Below are 22,707 nucleotides of genomic sequence, written 5' to 3' on the forward strand. Positions count from 1 at the left end.
GACGGGGCGGGGCCGTCGGGAGCCCGGCGCCTCCCTCTAGCTCACCGTGCCGGGTCCCCGGCCGCCAGGGACGCCGGGGGCACCGGCTGGTGGCCAGGCGGCAGGCGGGTCCTCAGGGCCTGGGGCCCACCAGTACCCGGGCCCGCTCCTGGCCCGCCAGGTGGGCGGCGAGGTCCTGCACCTCCTGGGCGGTGACGGCGTCGAGCAGGCGCAGGCTCTGCGCCATGGAGCGCAGCCGACCGGTGGTGACCTCGGAGCGACCGAGCCTGCCCATACGGGCCAGGGAGTCCTCCCCGCCCAGGACCATGGAGCCGCGCAGCTGGGCCCGGGCCCGGGCCATCTCGCGCTCGCTGACCCCGTCCGCGGCGAGTCGCTCGAACTCCCCCACCATGACGGCCGTCACCTCCCTGACGTCTCCCGGGGCGCAGCCGGCGTACAGGCCGAAGGCCCCGGCCCCCGCGTAGGAGACGTCGAAGGCGTAGGTGGTGTAGGCAAGGCCCCGCCTCTCGCGCACCTCCTGGAACAGGCGTGAGGACATGCCCCCGCCCAGGATGGTGGTCAGCACGCTCATGGCCCAGCGCCTCTCGTCGCGCACGGCAATGCCCTGACAGGTCAGGTAGAGGTGAGACTGCTCACAGTCGCGTTCAATGGTGACGTCACTGACCGTCAGTGCCGTGAGGGGCTCGGTCTCGAACCGGCGCGGGCGGGGCGCGACGGCGCCGGTGGTGTCCCAGCCGGCCCGCTCCAACCCGGCCCTCACCTGCTCGCAGATCTCCTCGTGGTCCACCGCGCCAGCCGCCGCCACGACCAGGGTGTCCGCGGCGTAGGTGCGACGGTAGTGGTCCCAGACGGCGTCGCGGGGCACGGCGGTGACGGTGGCCGGGGTGCCCCCGATGGGGCGGCCCAGCGGGGTGCCCTCCCCGAAGGCGGCGCGTGCGAAGGCCTCGTGGGCCACGTCGGCGGGGTCGTCGGCGGCGTCGGCGAGCTCGGAGACGATGACGCCGCGCTCGGTCTCCACCTCCGCCGGGTCCAGGAGGGAGGAGGTGACCATGTCCGTCAGGACCTCCAGGGCGGTGGAGGCGTCCTTGCCCTGGACGCGGGCGTAGTAGGAGGTGTGCTCCTTGGAGGTGGCGGCGTTGGACTCCCCGCCGATCATGTCGAAGGCCTCAGCGATGCCCCGGGCGTCACGGGTGGCGGTGCCCTTGAACAGCAGGTGCTCCAGGAAGTGGGTGGAGCCCTCCTGGCCGGGGATCTCGTCGCGGCTGCCCACCCCAAACCAGGCGCCCAGGGCGGCAGAGCGCAGCCCGGGCACAGCCTCGGTAATGACCCGCACCCCGCCGGGCAGGACGCAGCGTCGCGTCAGCGCGCCGTCGTCGGTCAGGGTGAGGTCGGTACCCGGGGTGCCCGCGGCACCGGCGGCCAGCTCGACCTCGGTGTAGCTCGTCTCGTCCGTGCTGTGGATGGTCACCACGCGAGCCTAGATCGGCACGCCGCCGGGCGCGAAACGCCGTCGACGTGACGCTCGTGACCGGGCGCGGCCCGCCCGATCGACGCCTTGGATGGTCCCGTACGTCACCTCGGCTTGTTCGTGCCCTATACCATAAAAATTGTTCCACCGCAAGAACCTTAGCATACAAAAACTAGTACTTGACGCTGCACATAAATGTATGGCAACCTTTGCAAGTGCTCTCGGGATTTAACTTTAATAACTACCCAATGCATCGCAATCGAAAAGGAGAATCCTAAATGAAAAGCCACCAAGCCGTAGACTTAAAATGGATTATTGACGAACGATGGAAAGAAATCCGCACCACAGGCCGGAATGTTGATAGTGGGAAAATCTCAATCGGAGAAGCATGTCAGACAATTATCGAAAACGTAGGTGTTATCTGTGAAATAACTGATTTACATCCGAGGTTGTGGCATAGTATCGGCGATTGGGGACTTCGTGGCTTCTGCATTAGCAAAAACTCAAAAGAGCAGGCAGAGTGGACAGATTTCCTTAACCGTCTCGATAAGATCATGCCTGAAAGAGTCAAAGAAATGACTCAAAAAGACATCGAGAACCTTCCTTAAACGTTTATACGAACTTTTTGTAGCGACAACCGAAACGAGCTCATAACTATGAACAGCAGCAATGCGGCCGAAATTCGTAAACTCAAAAGCAAGCTTGCCGACATGCGGTGTATTCGCGATGGCTTCGTCAGAGATGTCGAGAATGCAAAGTCTGAAAAAAACGCGAAGAGGCAAAATTTCGGCTGACGAAACTGAACAACGAGATTCGAGGGCTGGAATATAAGCTTAGATTCGATTTTGGCGAATACGTCTGAAGACATTATTCGTCCACGATAGAGGACTTACGTCGAGAGCATTGTCGGGGTATAAGCGTTTATTTGCTGAGGCTTGCTTGGGTTACCACAACCCAAGCAAACCCAAAAATTACCTGATACGTTATACGGCAGAACTCTCCTCTATGTTTTATGGGGCCAGAGATCGGGTGCGTAGGGAGGCGTGCCTGACCTGGTGCACCCGATGAATGCCGGGCCGGTCCTCCCGGGGTCTTCCTGGACCCCCTTGGACGTGTGCCAGTCTGCGTCTGCCCGGACGACGACTACGTTACTCTCCCCGGGCGCCCCCAGGGGCCAGGCCCGTGAAAGCCTCGATAACAGTGATGCCATCCCGGCCGGTCCAGGACCGCGGGGCTCCACCTCACCGTTCCCCCGGCCCCGGAAAGCAGATACAGCCCTGGGACCTCCTCCCGTAGCCAGGACGCAGTCTCGTCCTCCCCGGCCAGGAGCAGGACCATCCCCGACCTCGCCCTCATAAGAACACACGATGCCCTCTGCCTGTTCCCTTACGAGGCTCTTCCTCTTCTCATCGGTAACAGCGACCCGGCCAACACCCCCTTGACTCCCACGGACAGAACAACACAACACACCACCTTCACCCACGCCAGCACCACCAACGAGGACACCCTACCCTCCTACAATCTTTGTCCTAATTCAAACTATATACTCTTCCTTGGATACTCCTGCGACCAGACCTGTCAGGGCCCCGGCAATAGTGGTCTGTCCTAGCTGCTCCGAGGGCCGTGGAAACCTGTCATCTCTGTCTCCTGACCCTGACAAGAAGGTCCCGTCACACGCGACAGGAAACGGCAGGGATGTCCTCGGCCCGTACCCCACTCCGAGCCGGTCCCCACCCCAGTCGGACAAGCCCGGCACACCCCCGTGAGCCTCAGAGCAGATCATCCCAGAAGAAGGCCGGGACGATGTCTACCCCTCTTTCTACCCGGCCTCAAGGCACCTGGGTTACCGCATACTCGGTGCAGAGCGTATACGATCCTCTTCCTCTGTCACCCGCGCGCCCACGCACGCACCGCAGCCCTTATTCCTTTGTCCCTGTCCCACCCACCACACCGGGACTGTTGCCACATGAGACTGCAGGGGCCCGCCCCACCTGGTGGCGGGACTGGCCCCTGCTGCTAGTTAGCGGCCCGGTGGCGCTCAGCGCCTCACTCGGTCTCCTCCTCCAGGGTGCGGGTGCGACGGCGGCGGGGGCGGCGCTCACGACGCTCCTCACCCTCACCGCGATCACGGCGGGGGCGGCGCTCACGGCGCTCCTCGTCACCACGCCCGTCCCGGGCCCGCCGGGCCCCGTTCTCGGCCTCGGCGGCCAGCTGCTCCTCGTTCAGCACGGCGTGCAGGCTCAGCTTGCCGCGCTGGTCGATCTCAGCCAGCTCGACCTCGACCTTGTCCCCCACGCTCAGGACGTCCTCGACGTTCTCCACGCGCTTGCCGCCCACCAGGCGGCGGATCTGGGAGATGTGGAGCAGCCCGTCCTTGCCGGGGGTCAGGGACACGAACGCGCCGAAGGTCGTGGTCTTGACCACGGTACCCACGAAGCGCTCGCCGATCTCGGGCATCTGCGGGTTGGCGATGGCGTTGACGGCGTCGCGGGCGGCCTCGGCGCTGGGGCCGTCGGTGGCGCCGATGTAGACGGTGCCGTCGTCCTCCACCGTCAGATCCGCGCCGGTGTCCTCCTGGATCTGGTTGATCATCTTGCCCTTGGGGCCAATGACCTCGCCGATCTTGTCCACGGGGATGCGCACCGTCAGGACCCGGGGGGCCGTGGGGGCCATCTCGTCGGGGGTGTCAATGGCCTGGGCCATGACGTCCAGGATGAACAGGCGGGCGTCACGGGCCTGGCCCAGCGCCCCGGCCAGGATGTCGCTGGGCAGGCCGTCGAGCTTGGTGTCCAGCTGGAGGGCCGTGATGAAGTCGCGCGTGCCGGCGACCTTGAAGTCCATGTCGCCGAAGGCGTCCTCGGAGCCCAGGATGTCGGTCAGGGTGGCCCAGCGGGTCTGGCCGTCGATCTCCTCGTGCATGAGGCCCATGGCGATGCCAGCCACCGGGGCGCGCAGCGGCACGCCCGCGTTGAGCAGGGACAGCGTGGAGGCGCACACCGAGCCCATGGAGGTCGAGCCGTTGGAGCCCAGGGCCTCGGAGACCTGGCGGATGGCGTAGGGGAACTCCTCGCGGCCGGGCAGCACCGGCACCAGGGCCCGCTCGGCCAGGGCCCCGTGGCCGATCTCGCGGCGCTTGGGGGCGCCCACGCGACCGGTCTCGCCGGTGGAGAAGGGCGGGAAGACGTACTGGTGCATGTAGCGCTTGTGGGTGATCGGCGAGAGGTCGTCGATCTGCTGCTCCATGCGCAGCATATTGAGGGTGGTGACCCCCAGGATCTGGGTCTCGCCGCGCTCGAAGATGGCTGAGCCGTGCACACGGGGCAGGACCTCGACCTCCGCGCCCAGGGTGCGGATGTCCTTCAGGCCGCGCCCGTCCATGCGCACGCCCTGGGTCAGGGTGCGGTGGCGCACCAGCTTCTTGGTCACGGACCTGAAGGCCGCCTTGAGGGCCTTGACGTCCTCCTCCGTGCCGAAGCGCTCGGCCAGGTCCGCCAGGACGGAGTCGCGCACGGCCTCAATGGCCTCGTCGCGCTCGTGCTTGCCCTCGGTGGCGATGGCGCCAGCCAGGTCGTGGGCGGTGGCGGCCTGCTCGACGGCGTCGTACTGCTCGTCGGAGTAGTCCAGGAAGAGCGGGAACTCGGCGGTGGGCCGGGAGGTGTGCGCGGCGACCTCTGTCTGGGCCTGGACGAGGGCCTTAATGTGCGGCTTGGCGGCCTCCAGGCCCTGGGCCACGACGGCCTCGGTGGGGGCGACGGCGCCCTCGGCGATAAGACCCCAGGCCCTCTCGGTGGCCCCAGCCTCCACCATCATAATGGCCACGTCCCCGCTCTCCAGGACCCGGCCGGCCACGACCATCTGGAAGGTGGCGCGCTCGAGCTCGGAGTAGCGGGGGAAGGCGACCCAGTGCCCGTCGATGAGGGCGATGCGGGTGCCGGCCACCGGCCCGGCGAAGGGCAGGCCAGCGATCTGGGTGGACATGGAGGCGGCGTTAATGGCCAGGGCGTCGTAGGCGTCGTCGGGGTGGATGGCCAGGACAGTCTCGACCACCTGCACCTCGTTGCGCAGGCCCTTGACGAAGGAGGGGCGCAGGGGGCGGTCAATGAGCCGGCAGGCCAGGACGGCGGAGGTGCCGGCGCGGCCCTCGCGGCGGAAGAAGGAGCCGGGGATGCGCCCGGCGGCGTACTGGCGCTCCTCGACGTCGACGGTCAGCGGGAAGAAGTCGAACTGGTCCTTGGGGTGCTTGCCCACCGTGGTGGCCGACAGGATGGCCGTCTCCCCGTCGAGGTAGGCCATGGCGCTTCCGGCGGCCTGCTTGGCCAGGCGCCCGGTCTCGAAGCGGACCACGCGCCTGCCGAAGGAGCCGTTGTCGATCACTGCCTCGGCGGCGGTGACCTCGGGGTCATCAATGAACATCGTTGATGCGTCTCTTTCTGTGATCTCTGTAGACGCACCCGATCCTATCGCGAACAGCGCCGTGAGGGGATCCGCGTGCCCCGGCGGCGGCGTGACGTCGCCCGCCACCGGGGCCGGACCGCCCTCCTGTCGCGGCGCCCCGGGGGCCACTTGCGGGGCCGGATCTGTTCTCAGACCGTCCTCCTCGCATCGGACTCCCGGCCCCGCGCCTGCTTTCGAGGGCGAGGCCCGTGGGCCAGGCCTCGGAACGCCCTGCTGAGCCCCGGCCCCGTCTCCTTGCGGGGCCGGGACCGCGCTCAGCGGCGGATGCCCAGGCGGGCGATAATGCTGCGGTAGCGCTCGATGTCCTCCTTCATGAGGTAGTCCAGGAGACGACGGCGCTTACCGATCAGGAGGTAGAGGCCACGACGGGAGTGGTGGTCGTGGGTGTGGCTCTTGAAGTGCTCGGTGAGGTTGGCGATGCGCTCGGTGAGGACCGCGATCTGGACCTCGGGGGAGCCCGTGTCACCCTCGTGGGTGGCGAACTCGGCGATAATCTGCTGCTTGCGCTCGGGGGTAACCGACATGGGTGGCTCCTCGTTTCTCGTTGCACGGAGCGCCGGGGCTGGTTCACCCGGGCATGACGTGTCCGCGGCCGATCGACGGCGCGCCAACCCTACCAGCGTCCCGCGCCCTGCCGCACCTGCTGGCTGCCGGGCGCAGCTGGCCCGGGGCCAGTAGCAGGCGGGCCGGCGGTAGGCGCGCTAGCGGCAGGTGGGTCGGGGGTCGAGCGTCCCGGCCTCCCACCGCCGACGGCGTCCAGGCCCCCTGTTCTCACGGCAAACAAGTACCGTTCTCACGACGAACAAGTACCGTTCTCGCGAGCAATAAGTACCGTTCTCACGGGGAGGTGCGGGGGCGGGTCCTGGGCTCAGTGGGCGGTGACGTCCTCGGGGCGGATCGGCTCGGGCACGGGCACGCCCAGGATCCCGGCGGTACGCTCAATGTCGGCGCGTATCTGGGCCAGCAGCGGCTCCAGGCCGTCGAAGGCGCGCATGGGGCGCAGCCGCTCCACCAGGTCCACACCGATCTCCTCCCCGTAGAGGTTGAGGTCGGCACGCCCTAGGACGTGCGCCTCCACCGTGCGCACCGGGACGTCGTCGAAGGTGGGGTTGGTGCCGACGGACACGGCGGCCGGCAGGCGCTCCTGGTGACCGGTCCCGTCGTCGCGCACCAGCCAGCCCGCGTACACGCCGTCGGGCGGGACCACCCCGGCGGTGGCCGCCTCCAGGTTGGCCGTGGGGAAGCCCAGGCGGCGCCCCCGCTCCAGGCCGTGGACCACGGTGCCGCGCAGGCGGTGGGGCCGCCCCAGGATCTCGGCGGCCTGGCGCACGTCGCCGTCCTCCAGGCACCGACGGATCCAGGTGGAGGACCAGCGGCGGCCCTGCCCGGAGCGGACCTTGGGCAGGATCTCGACCTCAATGCCCTCGGCCCGCCCGATCTGCCGGAGCGCGGCGGCGTCCCCGGTGTTGCCGCGCCCGAAGCGCACGTCGTCTCCCACGACGACGGCCCGTGCCCCCAGGAGCCCCACCAGCCACGTGCGGACGAACTCCTGCGGGGTCTGTGCGGCAAAGCCCAGGTCGTAGGCGATGACCAGGACGGCGTCCAGCCCGGCGTCCCCCAGCGAGACCAGGCGGTCGGTCAGGGAGGTCACCAGCGGCAGGTCACGGTCGGGCTGGTGGACCTGACGGGGGTGGGGGTCGAAGGTCACAGCGACGGCCAGCGGGCGGACGCCCCCGTCCCCCGCCTGGCGGGCACGCCGTACCACCCGGGCCAGGACCGCCTGGTGCCCTCGGTGCACCCCGTCGAAGACACCGATGGTGACCACACTGCCCGGCCCCCCGGCCGCCCCCAGACTCGCGGGCACCTGCTCGGCGCCGTACCAGACCTCCACCGCGGACAATCCTGTTCTCGATCCACCCGGCGGGCTCCCGCCGGTCCTGCGGGTCAACCCTGCCACGCACCCCCCGTACCGCGCGAGCCGAACCGACTCCCAGGCGCGGGAGGTGGCCCAGGCCCTCGCACCCCCCGTACCGCGCGAGCCGAACCCCGCGCCCCGTCCCGGCCGGGGCGAGGCTTGTGGGGCACCTCGCACAGAAGCCGACCCCCACGCCGCACCCGTCCCTTGCGCACCGGGCCGGGAGGGCCTACCCTGTTTCTCGACCGATGGTCGGTCGGTAATTGTTCCACCGGCCCCCACCCAGACGAGACCCACGCGAGAGACCATGACACGCACGTCCAAACCAGCAGCCCAACGACGGGACGAGATCCTCGACGTCGCCCAGAACCTCTTCATTACCAAAGGGGTCCAGGCGACGTCGGTAGAGGACATCCTCAAGGAGGTGGGCATTGCCAAGGGGACCCTGTACTACCACTTCTCCTCCAAGGAGGAGATCCTGCGCTCCCTCATCTCCCGCACCACCACCCGGGCCGCCCAGCAGGCCCGGGCCGCCGCCCAGGAGCCGGGGCCTGCCGTGCCCAGGCTGCTGGCCGTCCTGGCCGCCGGCCGCGTGGCGGAGCCCGAGCTGGAGCTGGCCCAGGAACTCCACGCCAGCGGCAACGCCGAGTTCCACATCCTGTCCATCGTGGAGATGGTCCGCGCCCTGACCCCGGCCCTGACCGGCATCGTCGAGCAGGGCGTGACCGAGGGGGTCTTTGACACCGACCACCCGCGCGAGGTCGTCGAGATCCTCCTCGTGAGCGCCGGGATGCTCCTGGACGACGGCGTCTTCACCGGCGAGCAGGACGAGCTGGCCCGCCGCGCCGCCGGGGTCGCCTACGCCGCCGAGACCCTGCTGGGCTGCCGCCCCGGCACGCTCGCACCCGCCCTGGGGGGTCTGTCATGAGGTACCTCTCCCTGCTGCTGGTAGGTGCGCTGGTCAACTCCGTGGGCAGCGGCCTGACCGCCTTCGGCCTGGGCGTCTTCGCCTACAACACCTACGGCACGGCCTCGGCGGTGGCCCTGGTCCAGCTGTGCGCCTTCGCCCCGATCGTCCTGCTGGCCCCGCTCGCCGGCGCCCTGGCCGACCGCTTCGACCGCCGGCTCATGATGCTCCTGGGGGACGGCTGCTCTGTGATCGGCCTGGGCGTGGTCATGGTGGCCCTGGGCTCGCCGACGCCCCGGCTCGCCTACGTCCTGGCGGGCGTGACGGCCTCCTCCTGCTTCGCGGCCCTGACCGAGCCCGCCCTGCGCGCCTCGGTGAGCGACCTGGTGGGCGAGGAGGACTACGTGCGCAGCGCCGGGATGCTCCAGGCCGCCTCCTCCGCCCGCTACCTGCTGTCCCCGCTGCTGGCGGGCCTCCTGCTGCCCGTCGTGGGCCTGCGGGGACTGCTGGTCCTGGACGCCTCCACCTGCCTGGTGACGGCGGCCTGCTCGGGGGCCGTCATGCGCTCCGTCGGACGACGCCGCACCGGCCAGTGGGAGGGTGCCGGGCTGTCCCACCACCTCCTGGGCGGCTGGCGGGCGCTGTCGGTCCGCCCCGGCCTGCGCTCCCTGGTGGGCCTCATGACCGTTATGACCCTGACCATCGGCATGCTGCAGGTGCTGCTCAAGCCCATCATGCTGCCCCACGTCGGCACGGCCGCCATGGGACGCCTGGAGACCGTGGCCGCCGTCGGGATCCTGGCCGGCGCCGGCCTGGTCACCGCCCTGGGACGGCTGCGCCCCACCACCCTGCTGAGCCTGGGGGCAGCCGGTACGGGCGTGTCCATGGTGCTCCTGGGGCTGCACGTGTGGCCCTGGTGGGTGGCCCTGACCGGGTTCGCCGTGTTCACCTTCCTGGGCCTGTGCAACGCCGGGGCCGAGACCCTGGTTCGCCTGAGCATCGACAAGGACCACCAGGCCCGGGCCTGGGGCACGATCAGCCTGGTCACCCAGCTGGGCTACCTGCTGGCCTACCTTGCCGCCGGTCCCCTGGCCGACCGCCTCCTGGCCCCCCTCATGGAGCCCGGCGGCGCCCTGGCCCCCAGCCTGGGGACGCTCATGGGCACCGGGACGGGCCGTGGCGCCGCCCTGCTGGTGGTCCTGGCCGGCGTGCTCACCACCGGGCTGGCGGTCCTCACCCACGCCCGACGCCAGATCCTGGGCGGGGCCGCCGTCGAGGCGCAGGAGCCCTTGGAGGCGCCTGCCGTCTCAGCCGCCCTCCAGCACCACTCGGTGTGAGCCCCGGACGCCGGGCGACGCCGGGTCGGAACCAGTCCCCGGCCCATGCCCCGCTGGCAGCGGGGGCGGTACGGTCTGAGGAGCCGGCGTCGAACCCCGGCCCGTACCCCGCTGGCAGCGGGGGTCGGGGTCGGTCACGCGGGGGCCAGGACCAGTACCGGGCGGGCCCACCGCCCCTGGGGGGCCAGCAGCGCCACCAGGGTGCCGTCAGGGGCGAAGCCGGCGGTCACTGCCCCGCCCCCGGCCCGCGGGACCACGGGGTGCGGCGGGGACTGCGCCCCCTGGAGGACCTGCGCGTCCAGGCGCTGGCCGTGACTAAGGGCACGGGCCTGGTCCCCGGTGAGGGCCACGGCCGCAAAGCAGCGGCGCGCCGCCTCACCAAGCCCCAGCAGCCGCAGGCCGCGCGGGGCGGCGGAGGCGGCGTCGGCCTCCACCTGGGCGCCCAGTGCCCCCAGGTCGGCGGCCTGACCGGCCTCAAAGGGGCCGACCCGGGTGCGGCGCAGCGCCGTCAGGTGCCCCCCGCAGCCCAGGGCCGCCCCCAGGTCCCGGGCCAGGGCCCGCACGTAGGTCCCCGAGGAGCAGGTGACCAGCAGGTCGACGTCCACCACGGCGGTCCCGTCCTCCGCCCGGGCAGGACGCGGGTGGGAGCACAGGCCCAGCTCGTAGACGGTCACCGGGCGCGCCTCCAGGATCACGTCCTGCCCGCCCCGCACCCGGGCGTAGGAGCGCACGCCGTTGACCTTGACGGCGGACACGGCGCTGGGGACCTGCATGATCTCACCGGTCAGGTCCGCCAGCGCGGCCGCCAGGCGGGAGTCGAGGTCGGCCTGCCCCCTGGGCCGGGTACGCGGGTCCGCGCAGCCACGGGAGGCGGTGACCTCCCCCTGGGCGTCCTCGGTCAGGGTCTCCTGGCCCAGGCGCACGGTGGCCTCGTAGGTCTTGTCAGCCCCCACCAGGTAGGTCAGGAACCTGGTGGCACGCCCCACCCCCAGCACCAGCACGCCGGTGGCCATGGGATCCAGGGTCCCGGCGTGCCCGACCCTGCGGGTGGCGGCCAGGCGGCGGACGGCGGCCACCACGTCGTGGCTGGTCACCCCCGCCGGCTTGTCCACCACCAGGAGACCGTCCCCGGCGGTCACGGCCCCCCGAGGCACCCGCGGACGGCGGTGGGTGACGGCCGCGGCGGGACCGGTTCCAGCCGGACCGGACTCAGCTGACACGGGCCCGACCTGGGCGGGGCTCACAGCTCCCCGGGGTACTCGGGATCCTGGGCACCGGCGTCCTGGGTGCCCCCTGCCAGCCCCCGGGACACGACACCGTCACCCGGACGCCCGGGGGTGTCCCCGGTCTGATCAGCGTCCTCGTCATCGTGCCGGTAGGGGTCGGCGTCGCCGGCATAGGTGGCACCCTGGGCGTTGCGGGCGATCTCCTCGTCCCTGGCCCGGGCCTGGGCCAGGGCGTCCTCAAGGGTCTTGGCCGTGGTGGGCAGGGCGTCGAGCTGGAAGGTAATGGTGGGAGTCAGGCGGATACCCAGCACCTTGCCGACCTCGGAGCGAATGAGCCCGGTGGCCGACCTCAGGGCGGCGGCACTCGCGGAGCGCTCGCGGTCGGTGCCGTAGACGGTGTAGAACACGGTGGCCTGCTGGAGGTCACCGGTGACCCTCACGTCGGTCACGGTGACCATGCCGAGGCGGGGATCCTTGACACGTCCCTGGAGCAGGCGGGCGACCGTCTCGTGGATACGGTCAGCAACCTTGCGGGCGCGGGCGGCGTCGGCCATGGTGGGCTCCTCTCTGCGGGCTGGCAGGCGCCAGCGGCTCCTGATTGTGTCAGATCACGGTGCGGGGCGTGTCCGGGCAGACCGCTCCCGTCGCGCACGGCTACGTTGGATAGACGCCGCCCCGACCCCGATCAGTAGCCTGCTCCCACCGCGCACGGGGGCCACGTGCTCGACCTCGACCACGTGCACCCCGCCCACGACCGCTCCCACCGTGCACGGGGCCACCAGCCCCCGCTCCCTCAGACGCCGCCTGACCGCTACCGCTCCCGCCGTGCGCAAGAGCCATCCCGCGTGCCCGCTAGGCCACCAAAACGTCGGTGGACCACTCCCACCGCGCACGGGGCCACCCGCCGGGACCGGCCCGGGCCGGAAGCAGTACCATGCCACGAGTACCAGCTACGCATCACATGTGACCTATGCTTCACCTATGCGCTCCCCGTACCACCGCCCTGGCCGTGTCCTGGCCGCAGGCCGACGTCGTACGGTACTGCTCCTGGCCGCGACGCTTCTCGCGCTGACCCTGACCGTCTACGGGAGCGGGGCACAGCAGGCCGAACCGCCCGCTGCGTCCTCCCCACCCCCCGCCGGAGTCCTCGCTGCCACATCCCCCTCAGCCCCCGCCGAACCGGCCTCCGACCCCTCTCCCAGCCAGGCTCCCTCGCCCGACGTCCACCTGACCATCGGCTACGCCGGTGACGTCCTGCCCCACATGCCGGTCATGGACGACACCCCCGGCGGGCAGGGGGACATTAGCGGCATGATCGCCGGTGAGCAGCCCTGGGTCGCCGGGGTGGACCTGGCCCTGTGCGGTATGGAGGTCCCTATCGCCCCTGACGGGGTGGCCAGCGGCTACCCCATGTTCGGAACCCTGCCGCCGGTGGTCCAGGCCCTTAAGGGCAGCGGCTGGGACGGCTGCGCGACGGCGTCCAACCACGCCTACGACCAGGGCCTGGCCGGGGTGGTGGCCACCGCGGACACGCTGGTGGCCAACGGCATGGGGTTCGCCGGGACTAACCGCTCGCAGGTCGAGGCGGCCACCCCCTACCAGCTCTACCGGCTGGAGCGCGAGGGGCGCACGGTGACCGTCGCCCAGCTGTCCTCCACCTACAGCCTCAACGGCCTGGTGGACGAGACCGGCTGGGCGGTGCAGATCAACAGTGTGGAGTGGGCGGCCGCCCAGGCCCGGGCGGCCCGGGACGCTGGCGCCGACGTCGTCGTCCTGCACTCCCAGATCGGTGAGGAGTACACCCGCGACCCGGTCCAGTCCCAGACCGACTACGCCAACGCGATCGCGGCCACCGGCGAGATCGACGTGCTCTTCAGCGCCCACCCGCACGTGCCGCAGACCAACGAGCTCCTGCCCGGGGGCCCTGGCGGGCGCGGTATGTGGGTGTCGTACTCGGCGGGCAACTACCTGTCCAACCAGTCCGAGGCGCAGGGCACGGTCATGGCCTGTATCGGGGTCTTCGTGTGGGTTGACGTCACGGTGACCGCCCAGGGGCAGGTGAGCGTGGACGCACTCCACTGGCACCCCTTTACCGTTGACCTCGACGGCGGGCACCGCGTCCTGGACCTGGCCGCCCTGGCGCGCGGTGAGGTCCCCGCCGGTACGACGCTGTCCGCCGAGGAGATCGCCTACCGCTGGCAAACCGTGACGGAGATCATGAACCCGCAGACCTACTCCGACACGGTACCGGCACCCACGGGGTCCGAACCGACGGTGGTACCGCGCTCCTAGCCCGCCCTGTTTCCAGCCTTGTCCCGCCCCCGTCCTGTCTCGCCTTGTCCCGCTCGCCTCTCTGTGTCCGCGAGAACGGTACTTATTCGTCGTGAGAACGGTACTTATTGCTCGTGAGAACGGTACTTGTTCGTCGTGAGAACGGTACTTATTGCTCGTGAGAACGGGGGGTGCTTGCAGTGGTCCTGTCTGGGCTGGTTGGTGGGTGCGGGTCGGGGTGGGTGCGCCGGGTACCGGGTGACCTCTTGGTGTGCTCGTCTTCTGGGTGTGCTGTCCGCGCGGTGCCGGAGACCGCGTGGGCCCGGCTGCCCGGTGCCAGCGCCCACAGACGGCCGCAGCTGGTGGCGGTGGGCGGGCTCGTCCCGGGAGACGCCGGGCCCCGCCTGCTCTGCCGGTGCGCCCGCGCGTCGGGCTGGGCTGAGGCGCCCTGGCGGACGGCCCCAGGGCAACCCAGGGGGCGTGCCCGCGCGTCGGGCTGGGTTGAGGTGAACGCGCTCTGGGTCAGGTAGACGCCATCTCACGGGTATGAACGCGCTTCCGTCCTGGTAAACGCTAGTTAGAACGGCGTTCATCCGCCTCAGAGCGCGTTCACCTACACAAAAGCACGTTCATCTGCCTCAAGACACATTCACCCAGCCCAGAGCGCGTTCACCTGAGAGCGCGTGGCCCCACCACAGCCGGGCCCCACCACTGCCACCGTCCCCGACCGTGCCCGCCATCCGCGGCCACCACGCTGGTTGCGCACCACACTCACGTCAGGCTCGATGCCAGCACCTATGCCACCCGCATGCGACGGCCTTGGCCCACCACAGCCGGGCCCCGCCTGCTCTGCCGGTGCGCCCGCGCGTCGGGCTGGGTTGAGGCGCCCCGGCGGACGGCCCCAGGGCAACCCAGGGGGCGTGCCCGTGCGTCGGACCGAGTGGAGGTGAACGCGCTCTGGGGCAGGTAGACGCCATCTCACGGGTATGAACGCGCTTCCGTGCCAGTGAACGCCAGCTAGAACGGCGTCCACCCGACCAAGAGCGCGTTCACCTGAGAGCGCGTGGCCCCACCACAGCGGCCAGCCCCCGTCCACGACGCAGGCTGCCTGCCAGGCGGCGTCGTCCCCCAGGGGCCAGCAGCACGTCAGCGTGGGTCACGAAGGTCTCCGGGAAGGTGACGCAGACACGCCAACCCACACCCAGCCGAAGACCCCCCCTCAACTCAACCGCCACAACGTCCACAACGAGACACACACCAGATACCAGGCCGGGGACCCCCAACCCAGCCGCCCAGGAAAGCGCAACCAGGACGCATCGCCCACGGACACGGTCCCAACAGCGAGCACCGCCCGTTCTCACGGCAAACAAGTACCGTTCTCGCGACGAACAAGTACCGTTCTCGCGAGCAATAAGTACCGTTCTCACGGAAGGGCGGACGCCGGACCCGGCCCGGCGCCGTCCCCTCCGCACCCGGGCGCCCCTACTGCTTCTCGCCCGTGTCAGACAGGTGGGCGCCGTCCCCCTCCGCGCCCGGACCGCCCGCGCCCGCGCCCAGACCGCTCTCGTCCCCGCCAGGCGTCCCGGTCCCGCCCGCGGTCCCGGAGGCGTCCGGACCCGGCACCGTCCCCTCCCCCTTGATCCAGGCCAGGGTCTCCTCCAGCTGCTCGGGGGACACCAGCACGTCACGGGCCTTGGAGCCCTCCGAGGGCCCCACCACCTCACGGGACTCCAGGAGGTCCATGAGGCGCCCGGCCTTGGCGAACCCCACCCGCAGCTTGCGCTGGAGCATGGAGGTGGAGCCGAACTGGCTGGTGATAATCAGCTCGGCGGCCTGCAGCAGCAGGTCCATGTCGTCGCCGATCTCCTCGTCGATCTGCTTCCTGGCCTCCGGGACGACGACGTCCTCGCGGTACTCGGGAGTCAGCTGGGACTTGACCTGCTCCACCACCGAGCGGATCTCGGACTCGGTGACCCAGGAGCCCTGGACCCGCACCGGGGCGGAGGCGCCCGGCCCCAGGTAGAGGGCGTCGCCCTGGCCGGTGAGGGTCTCGGCCCCGTTCTGGTCCAGGATGACCCGGGAGTCCAGCTGGGAGGCGGTGGCGAAGGCCAGGCGGGAGGGCACGTTGGACTTGATCAGCCCGGTGACCACCTGGGCCACGGGCCGCTGGGTGGCCAGGACCAGGTGGATGCCGGCTGCCCGCGCCAGCTGGGTAATGCGCTGGATGGAGGCCTCCACGTCCTTGGGGGCGGTCATCATGAGGTCGGCGAGCTCGTCGACCACCACCAGCAGGTAGGGGTAGGGGGTGATGACCCGCTGGCTGCCGGGCAGGGGCTGGACGTCTCCGGCACGTACCGCCTTGTTGAAGTCGTCAATGTGCTTGTACCCGAAGGAGGCCAGGTCGTCGTAGCGCGCGTCCATCTCCCGCACCACCCACTCCAGGGCCTCGGCGGCCTTCTTGGGGCTGGTGATAATGGGGGTGATGAGGTGGGGGATGCCCTCGTAGACGGTCAGCTCCACGCGCTTGGGGTCCACCAGCACCATGCGGACCTCCTCGGGGGTGGCGCGCATCATAATGGAGGTGATCATGGAGTTGACGAACGAGGACTTACCCGACCCGGTCTGGCCGGCCACCAGCATGTGGGGGGTCTTGGCCAGGTTGGTGACCACGTAGTCGCCCTCGACGTCCTTGCCCAGGCCCACCACCAGCGGGTGGGTCTGCTTGCGGGCGGCCTGGGAGCGCAGGACGTCGCCGAGCTTGACCATCTCACGGTCGGAGTTGGGGATCTCGATGCCGATGGCGCTCTTGCCCGGGATGGGTGTGAGCAGGCGGATCTCGTCACTGGCCACCGCGTAGGCGATGTTCTTCTCCAGGCCGGTGATGCGTGAGACGTTGACGCCCCGCCCCCGGTGAACCTCGTAGCGGGTGACCTGGGGCCCGCGCGTGTAGCCGGTGACGGTGGCGTCCACGTTGAACTCCACGAAGACGTTCTGCAGGGCGTCCACGATGGCGTCATTGGCCTCGGTGCGCGTGGCGTGCGCGGGGCCGGGCTCCAGCAGGTCCTGGGCGGGCAGCCGGTAGGTGGAGCCGTCAGGCAGGGACATGGGGTGCATGGCGGCGTCGAGCTCCTGGCCCAGGTCCGCGCCGTCCTCGGCCACGACGGCGGTCGCCTCGGTGGGCGCCTGGGCCGCGGCGGCCGCGCGCACGGCCTGCTCGACGGCGTCGTCGGGGGTGGGACGACCACGCCCGGCGGGCTGCCTGGGGCGCACGGGCGCCGCGGCGGAGGCGGACGGGACCCGCCCCGGGGCGTCGGCGGGGCTGGTGGACCGCGCGGTCGGCATGACCGAGGTGACGGCGTCGCTGGGGGTCCTGCCCAGGACGGCGGTGGCCTCCAGGGGCGTCCCGGGCTCGACCCGCCTGCGCAGGCCGTTGCCGCGTCGGCGGGGCTGCTCGGAGTCCGTCTCCAGGGCGGAGCGGAAGGCCTCGTCACCGTCGTAGGAGTCCAGCAGGCGGGTGGCCTGGTCGTCCTGGTCCTGGCCGGAGCGGCCCGACAGGCCCGAGCGCAGGCGCCCCAGGGCACGGGCGGCCAGGCCCTCGGCGGGCTCGCCGGAGTCGTCGGCCTCGGCGCGCCTGGCGGCGGCGACCTCCAGCAGGTCGGGGATGGTCTTGCCGGAGACCACCAGCGCGGAGAAGGCAATGAGCAGGACGAACAGGATCATGGCGCCCACGGAGTTGAACAGGGTGGCCAGGGGGTAGCCCACCACCCACCCCAGGAGCCCGCCGGCCCTCTCCAGGACGCCTACCCCCTGGCTGATCGAGGGGTTGCCCACGCCGACCTGGATCATGCCGGTGACCCCGGTGAGCAGACCCAGGCAGCCTACGGAGATACGGGCGTGGACGGCACCGAGCTGGCGCGCGCGCAGCATGGCCACGCCCAGGGCGATGAGCAGCAGCGGGATCACCAGCCCCAGGATCCCCACCGGTCCGGCGGCGATGTGGTGCAGCAGACCCCCGGCCAGGCCGGAGATCCCGAACCACTCGCGCAGGCCCATGACGATCCCCAGGGCGATGAGCAGGAAGGCCCCGCCGGTGCGCCGGTACCCCGTCGAGGCAGTGGGCTCGGGGGCAGGGGGCCGCTGGGAGGGGCCCGCCTTTCGGGGGGCGCGCGAGGTGGTGCCACGAGGCCCGCGGGCGCCGGTACCACGGGGGGAAGACGCGGAGGAGCGAGAACTGACCATGATGCCCTGACGTTATCCGCCCGCCCCGGCAAACCGCCCCAGCCACGCCGCCACGTTACCTCAATGAGATCCTGGTGGACGCCCTGGGCCGGGCCCTGGCCCGACCCGGGCCCTACCCAGAACCGGGCCCGGTCATTAGGCCGCCCCGGGCAGGTGCTCGGCACCGCGCACCCGGGCGCCGCGACGGCGTCTGGGGGCCCGCACCGCCGCGAGGAGGCTCGGCACCGCGCACCCGGGCCCCGCAGTGCGGTCATTAGGCCGACCCGGGCCCGGGGCTCACCGCGGGGGCTCAGCGCTCAGGACGGCGTCAATGTCCTTGCGCCTGGGGGAGCGGGCCGGTCCGGAGCGGGCCGCGGCCAGGGCGGCGGCGACGTTGGCGCGCCGGGCCGCGGCGACCACGTCCAGGCCGTCCATGAGGCCGGAGACGAGCACCCCGGTGTGGGTGTCACCCGCCCCGGTGGTGTCCACCACCTCACGCGCGAACCCGGGGACCTCAATGTGCTCGTCCCCGCCCGCGGGCCACAGGTCGCAGCCGTGCACCCCGGTGCGCCGCACAATGAGGGCCTGGGGGCAGGCGGCCCGCACCGCCATGGGACTGCCCAGGCGCCCAATGAGCTGGGTCATCTCCAGGTGGTTACCGGTCAGGAGGCTGGTGCGACGCAGCAGGGGCAGGAGGATGTCGTCGGGGATCTCGGGCTGGACGGGCCCCAGGTCCAGCACCAGGCTCACGCCGGAGGGCAGCTCCAGGAGCCAGGGCACCAGCACCGGGCGGCTGGAGGGGTGGGCGATGTCGTAGCCGGTGGCGTAGACCCAGTCCCCGGCCAGCAGGCCGAGCCGCTCCAGGTCCTCGGCCTGGGGCTCGGCCTCGACCCCCTCGGTGGTAATGAAGGTGCGTCTCCCGGAGGGCTCAATGAGGGTGGTGCAGCTGCCGATGTCCCCCACCAGCTCCTCCACCAGGAGCTCGACGCCGTCCAGGACCATCCACTCACGCACCTGGCTGGAGTTGGGCCCGGTGCCGATGGTGGCCGCGAGCGCGGCGGGCAGGCCCTGGCGGGCCACGGCCGAGACCACCGTGTACCCGCCCCCCACGGCCGGGCCGGAGGAGACCGCGGTCACGGCCCCCCCGGGGGCGGGGATGTGGCTGAGCCGCAGCGGGAGGTCGATGAGGACGGAACCGGTCGAGATAAAGCACGCGGGGCGTCGAGGCGTCATGGTGAGCGCACCGTCCTTGTTGCTAGTGGCGGACGCCGTCGCGTCCCGGCGCAGTAGCGGCACCGGTCCGCGACGTCGCCCCCGGGCGGCCTGGCCGTGGTCACGTCGTCCATGCTACCTGCCGGGTACCTTCGCGCCCTAATGCTGACGCGGCGTCACAATCCTCGGGCCGCCGTCCCCGCCGCCCGGGACCGGGGCCCGCGGGGTCAGGACACCGGCCGGGCGTAGGGGAAGGCAATGACCTCGCGGATGGAGGCGGCCCCGGTAATGAGCATGGCCACACGGTCCACCCCCAGGCCCAGGCCGCCGGTGGGCACCAGCCCGAGCTCCAGGGAGCGCAGGAAGTCCTCGTCCAGGCTCATGGCCTCGGGGTCGCCGGCGGCGGCGCGCAGGGACTGGGCGGTAAAGCGCTCGCGCTGCTCCAGGGGGTCGGTGAGCTCGGAGTAGGCGGTGCCCAGCTCGGCGCCCCAGGCCACCAGGTCCCAGCGCTCGGCCAGGCGCGGGTCCCGGCGGTGGTGGCGGGTCAGGGGCGAGGTCTCCACCGGGAAGTCGGTGTAGAAGGTGGGCACCAGGGTGCGGGCCTCGACCAGCTCGTCGTACAGGACACCGACCAGGTCCCCGGCACCGGCGCCCGCGGGGGCGTCCAGGTCCAGGTCGGACACGATCCGGGCCAGCTCGGGGACCGGGGTGTCCACGCCGACCGGCTGGCCCAGGGCCGCCGAGACCGCCTCGTGGACGCTCACCACCGGCCAGTCCCCGGAGATGTCCACCCCCACGTAGTCCACCCCGTGGCGGCGGGTGACGACCTGGGCCCCCTGCGTGCCGGGGCTGCCGGCCGGGCGCAGTGCGATGGGGGCGCCGTGGACGGCGGTGGCGGCCTGCTGGATGAGCTCCTGGGCCAGGCGGCGCATGGTGTGGTAGTCCCCGTGGGCCACGTAGGCCTCCAGGGAGGTGAACTCGGGGTTGTGGGTGGAGTCCACGCCCTCGTTGCGGAAGTTGCGGCCGACCTCGAAGACCGCCTCCATGCCCGCCACCGCCAGGCGCTTGAGGTAGAGCTCGGGGGCGATGCGCAGGAACACCTCGGCGTCGTAGGCGTTGAGGTGGGTGACGAAGGGGCGGGCGTTGGCCCCGCCGTGGACGGCCTGGAGGATGGGGGTCTCCACCTCCGTGTAGCCGGCCTGCCCCAGGGTGGCGCGCAGGGAGGCCACCACGGCGGAGCGCTGGCTCAGCAGGGCCAGGGCCTCGGGGTCGCCCAGGAGCTGGGCGGTGCGGGAGGCCGACGCCGGCACCGGGCTGCGGCGGTGGCCCTGGCCGTCGGGCCGGGGGCGGGGCAGCCCGCACAGGGCCTTGGACAGGATGGTCCAGCTGGTCACGGCCAGGCTCGGCTCCCCGGTACGGGTCAGGACCGCGGTGCCCTCGGCCACCAGGATGTCGCCGCGGCCCATGTCCCTGCGCCAGGTGGGCAGGTCCACCACGGAGGCGTCCAGGAGGAGCTGGAGGCTGTCGTCGCCACGGACCAGGTCGACGAAGACCACGCCGCCGTGGTCGCGCTCCAGGCCCACGCGCCCCTCCACCCGCAGGCGGGGGCCGTCCCCGGCGTGGGCGGCCGGGGTGCCGACCTGCTGCGCCCAGGCGGACACCTGGGCGCGGGCCTGGGCGGGGTGGAGGCCGGGGGCGACCCCCACCGGGTAGGCGTCCACGCCGCGCCGGGTCAGGTCCTCCAGGGCCGCGCGGCGCTGGCGCTCCTCGTAGGGCAGGCGCCGGGCGGGCATGAGGGCCCTGACGTGCTCGGCGACCTGCTCGGCCACGGCGCGCACGTAGTCCTCCTCCGTCAGGTCGGTGCTGACGGGGGTGTTGCGCAGGGACCACCAGCGGGGTACCGGGACGAACCCCTCCAGGACCCCGGCGGCCAGGGCGACCTGGACGAACTGGGTGGCGTCCATAAAGCACATGTACCGGGGGCTCCAGGTGGGACCGTACTTGGCGTTGGACTCGTAGAGCTGCTCGAGCTGCCAGAAGCGGGAGGCCAGGCGCATGACCTTGGCCAGGGCGCGGGCGGTCAGGGAGGCGTCCACCGCGAGCCCGTCCACGAAGATGGAGCGGAACATGGCGAAGTTCAGGGAGACGACGTCAATGCCCATGCCCGGGCCCTCGGTGAGCAGAGCGGTGACCATGGCCTCGTTGACCCCGTTGGTGGCCGTGGGGCTGCGGCGCATGACGTCCAGGGAGGCGCCGCGCATGCCCCAGGGGCTGAACCCCAGGAGCGCCTCGGGGTTGCCGTCCACGTCCTTGACCGTGACCACCACCTCGCGCTCGTCGACGTCGGCCAGGGTGCGGTCCAGGGCCATGGAGAAGCCGCGCTCCTCCCCGCTGCGCCAGTCGTCGGCGGCGCGGCGCAGCTGCTCGCGCTCCTCGTGGATAATGTCACCCAGGCGGCGGACCTCCACGGTGGCGCCCGAGGAGCGCACCCGGCGGACCGCCTTGGCCACGGCGGGGTGGGCGCGCAGGTCGAAGTCGGCGGCCTTGACAATGGCCTCGTCACCCATGCGCCGGGCGCTCAGGCCCGCCTCCTTGTAGGCCCGGGCCCCCTCCTCCCCCGCTGAGATGACCGCCGGGATCCAGCCGTAGTCGCGGCACTCCTCCAGCCAGGCCAGGATGGCCCCCTCCCAGGAGGAGCGGCGCCCCAGCGGGTCGCCCGCCGCCAGGGCCACCCCCATGGTGACCCCGAAGGAGACCGCCGCCCTGCCGTCGGGGGAGAAGGAGGTCAGGCGGTCGGCGCGGGTGGCGAAGTAGCCCAGGGAGTCCCCGCCGTCCTCCAGCAGCAGGGCCCGCACCCGCAGGTCCGAGCCGGGCACGGGGGGCCGCCGGGCCGAGCGCAGGAAGACCCCCACCGCCGCCAGGGCCACGCAGGCGGCCAGGAAGGACAGCAGGAAGGAGGCCCACCTGGGGCCGTTGAAGGGGACGTGGCCGAAGGCCTTGGCCAGGTCGGTGCCCATGATCCTGGAGAGCACCCACCACACGCGCTCGTCGAAGTCCAGGTGCAGGCGACGTATGGGGGCCAGCAGCCCCAGGCCCACCACCGTGACCGAGGCGAAGCCCACCACGAGGACCGCCAGGGCCTGTATCCAGGCGCCGGGCACCAGGCGCCCCGGGAAGGCGGAGCGGGACAGCAGGAGGACGATGAGGACCAGGACGGAGCCGGGGAGCATAATCCCCAGCTCGTTCCAGTCCGCGGGCCTGAACTCGTGGTCACGCAGGAGTATGTAGGACGGGACGGCCAGGCCCACGATATTGACGACCTGGAGTATGACCGCCAGCCACCAGGCCATGTACTTGCGCCGCAGCGCCGTGGCCGCCCACACGTAGAGGAAGACGGTGATGAACAGGGAGGCGCCGACGGGCACCCCCAGCCACCCGAAGGGCTCGAGCAGGGCGTCGTAGCCCTCCCACCGCCGCAGCCCCGCCCAGCCGATGAGGCACAGGAAGGCGTCCAGCTGGAGGACCTTGGCCATGACGTTGGGGACCACGTCCACCCAGGTACGGGTCAGGGGCCCCATACGCCGTCGGGCCGGGCGCGTGGGTGAGCTGGGTGCAGGTGTCGGGGTCGTACTCACGACAGGGCATTCTTCCCTGGTCAGGGGCTGGGCGCATCATTCGCAGGGAGGAGAAGCGCGCCC

13 protein-coding genes are annotated in these 22,707 nt (G+C 71.2%); 4 read left to right on the top strand and 9 right to left on the bottom strand.

Features of this window, described 5'->3' with window-relative positions; all coding sequences use genetic code 11:
* Positions 1–112: 112 nt before the first annotated feature.
* Complete coding sequence (locus tag JJJ15_RS02435) at positions 113–1,468, bottom strand: pitrilysin family protein (protein WP_200511336.1); 1,356 nt, start codon at positions 1,466–1,468, stop codon at positions 113–115.
* 278 nt (positions 1,469–1,746) lie between these two features.
* Between JJJ15_RS02435 and JJJ15_RS02440 the strand changes: the two genes are divergently transcribed.
* Positions 1,747–2,076: a hypothetical protein gene (locus JJJ15_RS02440; protein ID WP_200511337.1), complete on the top strand. Its 330-nt coding sequence runs from the start codon at positions 1,747–1,749 to the stop codon at positions 2,074–2,076.
* Between the two features lie 1,438 nt (positions 2,077–3,514).
* Here the strand turns inward: JJJ15_RS02440 and JJJ15_RS02445 are convergent.
* The 3 genes from JJJ15_RS02445 to JJJ15_RS02455 form a co-directional block, all read right to left on the bottom strand.
* Positions 3,515–5,881, bottom strand: a complete 2,367-nt coding sequence (locus JJJ15_RS02445) for a polyribonucleotide nucleotidyltransferase (protein WP_200511338.1) — start codon at positions 5,879–5,881, stop codon at positions 3,515–3,517.
* A gap of 296 nt (positions 5,882–6,177) precedes the next feature.
* Positions 6,178–6,447 carry a 30S ribosomal protein S15 gene (gene rpsO / locus JJJ15_RS02450; protein ID WP_106109332.1) on the bottom strand — a complete coding sequence of 90 codons (270 nt, stop codon included), beginning with the start codon at positions 6,445–6,447 and terminating at the stop codon, positions 6,178–6,180.
* 344 nt (positions 6,448–6,791) lie between these two features.
* Positions 6,792–7,814 carry a bifunctional riboflavin kinase/FAD synthetase gene (locus JJJ15_RS02455; RefSeq protein ID WP_200511339.1) on the bottom strand — a complete coding sequence of 341 codons (1,023 nt, stop codon included), beginning with the start codon at positions 7,812–7,814 and terminating at the stop codon, positions 6,792–6,794.
* Between the two features lie 331 nt (positions 7,815–8,145).
* On the opposite strand from JJJ15_RS02455, the gene JJJ15_RS02460 reads away from it, so the two are divergent.
* Positions 8,146–8,766, top strand: coding sequence for a TetR/AcrR family transcriptional regulator (locus tag JJJ15_RS02460; RefSeq protein WP_200511340.1), 621 nt, complete (start codon positions 8,146–8,148; stop codon positions 8,764–8,766).
* Positions 8,763–10,082 (top strand): MFS transporter, encoded by a 1,320-nt coding sequence (locus tag JJJ15_RS02465; RefSeq protein WP_200511341.1) that lies wholly within the window; start codon positions 8,763–8,765, stop codon positions 10,080–10,082. Before JJJ15_RS02460 ends, JJJ15_RS02465 begins: the two co-directional genes overlap by 4 nt.
* Before the next feature lie 134 nt (positions 10,083–10,216).
* Here JJJ15_RS02465 and truB read toward each other — a convergent pair whose 3' ends face one another.
* Positions 10,217–11,302 (bottom strand): tRNA pseudouridine(55) synthase TruB, encoded by a 1,086-nt coding sequence (gene truB / locus JJJ15_RS02470; protein ID WP_200511342.1) that lies wholly within the window; start codon positions 11,300–11,302, stop codon positions 10,217–10,219.
* A 20-nt stretch (positions 11,303–11,322) separates the two neighbouring features.
* Positions 11,323–11,862: a 30S ribosome-binding factor RbfA gene (gene rbfA / locus JJJ15_RS02475; RefSeq protein WP_200511343.1), complete on the bottom strand. Its 540-nt coding sequence runs from the start codon at positions 11,860–11,862 to the stop codon at positions 11,323–11,325.
* 427 nt (positions 11,863–12,289) lie between these two features.
* Here rbfA and JJJ15_RS02480 point away from each other — a divergent pair, with 427 nt between their 5' ends.
* The gene (locus JJJ15_RS02480; RefSeq protein WP_200511344.1) at positions 12,290–13,600 is read left to right on the top strand and encodes a CapA family protein; all 1,311 of its coding nucleotides are present in this window, start codon (positions 12,290–12,292) and stop codon (positions 13,598–13,600) included.
* Between the two features lie 1,461 nt (positions 13,601–15,061).
* Here JJJ15_RS02480 and JJJ15_RS02485 read toward each other — a convergent pair.
* The 3 genes from JJJ15_RS02485 to lysX form a co-directional block, all read right to left on the bottom strand.
* Positions 15,062–17,818: a DNA translocase FtsK gene (locus JJJ15_RS02485; protein WP_106109338.1), complete on the bottom strand. Its 2,757-nt coding sequence runs from the start codon at positions 17,816–17,818 to the stop codon at positions 15,062–15,064.
* A gap of 276 nt (positions 17,819–18,094) precedes the next feature.
* The gene (locus JJJ15_RS02490) at positions 18,095–19,030 is read right to left on the bottom strand and encodes a PfkB family carbohydrate kinase (protein WP_106109339.1); all 936 of its coding nucleotides are present in this window, start codon (positions 19,028–19,030) and stop codon (positions 18,095–18,097) included.
* Between the two features lie 206 nt (positions 19,031–19,236).
* Positions 19,237–22,644, bottom strand: a complete 3,408-nt coding sequence (gene lysX, locus JJJ15_RS02495; RefSeq protein WP_200511345.1) for a bifunctional lysylphosphatidylglycerol synthetase/lysine--tRNA ligase LysX — start codon at positions 22,642–22,644, stop codon at positions 19,237–19,239.
* Between the last annotated feature and the right edge of the window lie 63 nt (positions 22,645–22,707).

Origin of the sequence: Actinomyces sp. HMT897 (assembly GCF_016626125.1) — a bacterium.
In the GTDB taxonomy this organism is placed as follows: Bacteria; Actinomycetota; Actinomycetes; order Actinomycetales; family Actinomycetaceae; genus Actinomyces.